General features: G+C 34.0%; 6 protein-coding genes. All 6 read left to right on the forward strand.

Annotated elements, in window-relative coordinates:
• Positions 1-986 (forward strand): molybdopterin dinucleotide binding domain-containing protein (locus HMPREF2647_RS07585; RefSeq protein ID WP_141756756.1); only part of this gene is annotated, 986 nt, incomplete at its 5' end.
• Positions 976-2,535 (forward strand): nitrate reductase subunit beta, encoded by a 1,560-nt coding sequence (narH, locus tag HMPREF2647_RS07590; protein ID WP_002488804.1) that lies wholly within the window; start codon positions 976-978, stop codon positions 2,533-2,535. The genes HMPREF2647_RS07585 and narH, both read left to right, overlap by 11 nt.
• Complete coding sequence (narJ, locus tag HMPREF2647_RS07595) at positions 2,528-3,103, forward strand: nitrate reductase molybdenum cofactor assembly chaperone (protein ID WP_002448445.1); 576 nt, start codon at positions 2,528-2,530, stop codon at positions 3,101-3,103. The genes narH and narJ overlap by 8 nt, the downstream gene beginning before the upstream one ends.
• Positions 3,096-3,785 (forward strand): respiratory nitrate reductase subunit gamma, encoded by a 690-nt coding sequence (gene narI / locus HMPREF2647_RS07600; protein ID WP_017174958.1) that lies wholly within the window; start codon positions 3,096-3,098, stop codon positions 3,783-3,785. The genes narJ and narI overlap by 8 nt, the downstream gene beginning before the upstream one ends.
• A 20-nt stretch (positions 3,786-3,805) precedes the next feature.
• The gene (gene nreA, locus HMPREF2647_RS07605) at positions 3,806-4,258 is read left to right on the forward strand and encodes a nitrate respiration regulation accessory nitrate sensor NreA (protein WP_019834830.1); all 453 of its coding nucleotides are present in this window, start codon (positions 3,806-3,808) and stop codon (positions 4,256-4,258) included.
• A 33-nt stretch (positions 4,259-4,291) separates the two neighbouring features.
• Entirely contained in the window at positions 4,292-5,302 is a 1,011-nt protein-coding gene (nreB, locus tag HMPREF2647_RS07610; RefSeq protein WP_221413217.1) for a sensor histidine kinase, read from the forward strand.
• The last annotated feature ends 73 nt before the right edge of the window (positions 5,303-5,375 follow it).

Genomic DNA, 5,375 nt, shown 5'->3' on the forward strand with positions numbered 1-5,375 from the left:
GGGCACACGGCGTTAGTTTTAGCGTTAAAGAAGAATACGAAGAGCTAAAAAGTATGATTGGTACGTGGAATGATGACGATGAACATTCTGTTAGAAACGATAGACCACGTATTGATACTGCACGTAAAGTAGCTGATGCAATTTTAAATATCTCTTCGGCAACGAATGGTAAATTATCTCAAAAATCATATGAAGATTTAGAAAATCAAACTGGAATGGAATTGAAGGATATTTCAAAAGAACGTGCATCTGAAAAAATTTCGTTCTTAAATATTACAGCTCAACCAAGAGAAGTTATCCCAACAGCAGTATTCCCAGGCTCTAATAAAAATAATCGTCGTTATTCTCCATTTACAACAAATATTGAAAGACTTGTACCTTTTAGAACGCTCACTGGAAGACAAAGTTACTATATCGATCACGAAGTATTCCAGCAATTTGGTGAAAGCTTACCAGTATATAAACCAACACTTCCACCAATGGTATTTGGCGCAAGAGATAAAAAGATAAAAGGTGGACAAGATGCACTTGTTCTACGTTATTTAACACCTCATGGAAAATGGAATATTCATTCAACATATCAAGATAATGAACGTATGTTGACTCTATTCAGAGGAGGTCCAGTGGTTTGGCTATCTAATGAAGATGCTGAGCAACATGGTATCAATGATAATGATTGGCTTGAAGTTTATAACAGAAATGGTGTTGTAACTGCAAGAGCGGTAACGTCACACCGCATGCCGAAAGGTACAATGTTTATGTATCACGCTCAAGATAAGCACATTGAAACACCAGGTTCTGAGATTACTGATACTCGTGGGGGATCACATAATGCACCTACAAGAATTCACCTAAAACCTACGCAATTAGTTGGAGGATATGCACAAATTAGTTATCACTTCAATTACTATGGACCAATTGGAAACCAACGTGATGTGTACGTCGCAGTTAGAAAAATGAAGGAGGTAAATTGGCTTGAAGATTAAAGCGCAAGTTGCAATGGTATTGAATTTAGATAAATGTATTGGGTGTCATACATGTAGTGTGACATGTAAAAATACTTGGACAAATAGACCGGGTGCAGAATACATGTGGTTTAATAATGTAGAAACCAAACCAGGTGTAGGTTATCCAAAACGTTGGGAAGATCAAGAGCACTATAAAGGTGGTTGGGTATTAAATAAAAAAGGTAAACTTGAGCTTAAATCAGGTAGTAAGTGGTCTAAAATTGCCTTAGGTAAAATCTTCTATAATCCAGATATGCCGTTAATCAAAGATTATTATGAACCATGGACTTATAATTATGAACATTTAACCACAGCTAAAGAAGGTAAACATTCACCAGTGGCAAAAGCACATTCATTGATTTCAGGAGATAGACTAAATCTTGAATGGGGACCAAACTGGGAAGATGATTTAGCTGGCGGACATGTAACAGGACCAGAAGATCCAAATATTCAAAGAATTGAAGAAGATATCAAATTCCAATTTGATGAAACATTTATGATGTATTTACCTCGTCTATGCGAGCATTGCTTAAATCCTAGTTGTGTTGCTTCATGTCCTTCAGGGGCTATGTATAAAAGAGATGAAGATGGTATTGTTTTAGTCGATCAGGATGCATGTCGTGGGTGGCGCTACTGTATGACAGGTTGTCCTTACAAAAAAGTATATTTCAACTGGAAAACAAATAAAGCTGAAAAATGTACATTCTGCTTCCCAAGAATTGAAGCAGGAATGCCAACTGTATGTTCAGAAACATGTACAGGAAGAATGAGATATTTAGGCGTTTTATTATATGACGCTGATCGTGTACACGAAGCGGCTTCAGCTGAAAATGAACAAGATTTATATGAAAAACAACTTGATATCTTCTTAAACCCATTTGATGAAGAAGTGATTGAACAAGCAGAAAAAGATGGTATCAGTTATGAATGGATCCAAGCTGCTCAAAATTCACCTGTGTATAAATTAGCGATTGAATATAAATTGGCATTTCCATTACATCCTGAATTTAGAACAATGCCAATGGTATGGTACTGCCCGCCTTTAAGTCCAATTATGAGTTATTTTGAAGGTAAAAATTCAGGTCAAAATCCAGATATGATTTTCCCGGCCATCGAAGAAATGCGTTTACCTATTGAATATTTAGCAAACTTATTTACAGCAGGTAAAGTAGAGCCAGTAAAAGAAGCGTTACAAAAAATGGCAATGATGAGAAGTTATATGCGTGCTCAAGTCACAAACAAACCATTTGATACTTCTAGATTAGAACGTTTAGGTTTATCAGAAATTCAAACAAAAGAAATGTATCGTCTATTAGGTTTAGCTAAATATGAAGATCGATTTGTTGTACCATCTTCACATAAAGAAACCTATTTAGATACGTATCACGCTCAAGGTAGCCAAGGATATGGCGGTGAATATTTCGGAGATAATTGTGAAGGCTGCGGTGTTCCAGTAGGTTCAACGTCAGGAAAATCTGGTCAAGAGATTTATAATGAGAATTTCTATGGAGGTATTTTCCGTGATTAATCTAACACAATTTAAATACTATCAAGAAAGTTTTGGATATCTTGCACAACAACTTAATTTTCCAGAAAAATTAACATTTCATCCTAATACATTTGAAGAAACGATTCATCCTTCGCATCCAGGATATGCAGATTTAATGAAATATCGTGAAATTATGTACCAATTTACTTTATCTGAAATTAAAGCAATTTATACGGATACATTTGATTTCAATAAAACATCACCACTTTATATGACTTACAATAAATTTGATACTCAAAAAGAAAGAGGTCAAATGCTCGCAAAACTAAAAGTACTTTATGAAATGTTTGGATTAAAAATGGTAGATAATGAATTATCAGATTATCTACCATTGATGTTGCAGTTTTTACATGTAGCAAGTTGGCATAATGATCCTCGTGCAGAAGGCAATATTGAGTTAGTGATTATGATTATTGAAGATGGTACATATGAAATGGCAAATCAATTAGCTAAGGAGAATAATCCTTACGCTTATGTGATTCGTGCATTACGAGAAACATTAAAAGCTTGTTTAGACATTCCAAAAGAGGTGACACATCATGCTTAATCAATTTCTTTGGATTATTTACCCATATTTATGTGTGGCAATTTTTATCGTTGGTCATATTGCTCGATATAAATATGATCAGTTTTCATGGACTGCAAAATCGAGTGAGTTTTTAGAAAAAAAACAACTTAAATGGGGCAGTCTGTTATTTCACTTAGGAATTATTCCAGTATTTTTTGGTCATGTGGTGGGGTTAGCTATTCCAGCAAAATGGATAGATGGACTTGGCATAAGCGAAAGTACATATCACTTTGGAGCTGTTTATATTGGTAGTATTTTTGGTATAATGACTCTAATTGGAATGTTACTTTTAACAGCAAGACGTTTAACGATTAGTAATGTGAGAAAGTTAAGTTCAGCTTCTGATATTTTCGTAAATTTCTTATTAATATTGATTATATTTATGGGATGTTTCTCAACTTTAGTTACTAATGCAATGGTAACTGACTTTGATTACCGTCAAACGATTTCTATATGGTTTAGACACTTATTTACATTCTCACCCAATGCAGCACTAATGACAGGCGTTCCATTATCATTTAAAATTCATATCTTATTAGGATTTACAATATTAGCTTGTTGGCCATTTACACGTCTTGTACATGTATGGAGTATTCCATTAGCATATACAAATAGACGTTATATTGTATATAGAAAACATAAAGCACCTCGTGCACATTAAATATAAAAGGAGTACGATATATGATTCCGGAACCTTTGTTTGAACCGGTACATTTTCAGCAGGAACTTGACACACTTAGAAAAAAAGTAAACTGTGATTTTGCTGCTGTTGCACTATATGAAAACCACGAACCTTCTGGACCTATTAAATGGCAATATGTTTCAGGTAATTTAAACAGTCGTTATAAATTGATTGTTTTGAGAAAAGGCAGAGGCTTAGCTGGGACAGTCATGAAAACAGGAAAGCGAATGGTTATAGAAAATGTTTCCAAAACAATAACACCAGAAGAAAAAATTAAGTACCCTATTTTGATGAGTGAAAACTTAAACGCGCTCGTTGCTATACCATTATGGCATGAACAGCATGTTGCAGGCGTGTTATTATTAGGACAAAGAGGTAATAAAACATTGCCTAAAGTGATTAATCAATTAAATATTAAAGGCCGTTTGTGGGAATTTAATGAAGAAATCTAGGTGATATATGTGTTAGAGTTATATAATCTGCAAATGGAAGACTTACTAAAAAAATATTATGAAACTACAAATGAAAAAATTGTTTTTGTAAATAAAGAAGGAAAAGTCATTGCAATGAATGACGCCGCTGAAGAAATTATTTCAAAAGATAATAATTATAGTGCGATGACAAATGCGATTTGTGATCGTTGTGAAGGGTATTCAAATGAATTTGAACTTCAAAGTTGCAAAAATTGTTATTTAGACACATCTAAACCAAACGATATCAATTTTCAAGTGTTTATGAAAACAGTAGATCATAAAGTTCGACCATTTACAGCTTCTTATCAAGCGATTGATGAAGATAATGAGATATATGCATTTACACTTCAAGATATTTCGCCGCAAATTGAAAGACAAGAAAAAATGTATCAACGTCAGATGATGAGAAAAACAATTTCCGCGCAAGAAAATGAAAGAAAACGTATTTCTAGAGAACTACACGATAGTGTTGTACAAGAAATGCTAAATATTGATGTTGAACTCAGATTGCTGAAATATCAAAAAGAATCCTCAGAACTTGTCCAACAATCACAACGTATTGAGGGATTAATGTCTAAATTGATTGATGATATAAGACATCTATCAGTTGAATTAAGACCCTCATCTCTAGATGATTTAGGCTTGGAAGCGGCTTTTAAATCATATTTTAAACAATTTGAAAATAATTATGGTATGCAAATTGTATATCAATCTAACATTCAAGATAAAAGATATGATAGTGAAGTAGAAACGGTGGTTTATCGTGTGGTACAGGAAGCGGTATTTAATGCATTAAAATATGCAGGCGTAAGTTCGGTAGATGTCTTTGTCCAGGAGGTTGGACGTTTATTAATGGCTGAAGTGATTGATCATGGTCAAGGTTTTGATCCGAATTCTCAACCACAAGGTACAGGACTAGGATTGTATGGTATGAATGAAAGAGCAGAGCTTGTAAACGGAAAAGTGAATGTAGAAACACATTTAGGAAAAGGAACGATTATCACTTTAGAAGTGCCACTCTAGAGAGCGTAAGGGGACTGACTTATAATTGAAAATAGTAATTGCAGATGATCATGCAGTAGTAAGAACAGGTTTT

It is taken from the genome of Staphylococcus sp. HMSC035D11, assembly GCF_001836075.1.
Taxonomy (GTDB): domain Bacteria; phylum Bacillota; class Bacilli; order Staphylococcales; family Staphylococcaceae; genus Staphylococcus; species Staphylococcus hominis.

Excerpts from the sequence above, each read along its gene's own strand:
- nreB (WP_221413217.1), top strand. The coding sequence starts at position 4,292 with ATGGAAGACTTACTAAAAAAATATTATGAAACTACAAATGAAAAAATT.
- narI (WP_017174958.1), top strand. The coding sequence starts at position 3,096 with ATGCTTAATCAATTTCTTTGGATTATTTACCCATATTTATGTGTGGCA.
- nreA (WP_019834830.1), top strand. The coding sequence starts at position 3,806 with ATGATTCCGGAACCTTTGTTTGAACCGGTACATTTTCAGCAGGAACTT.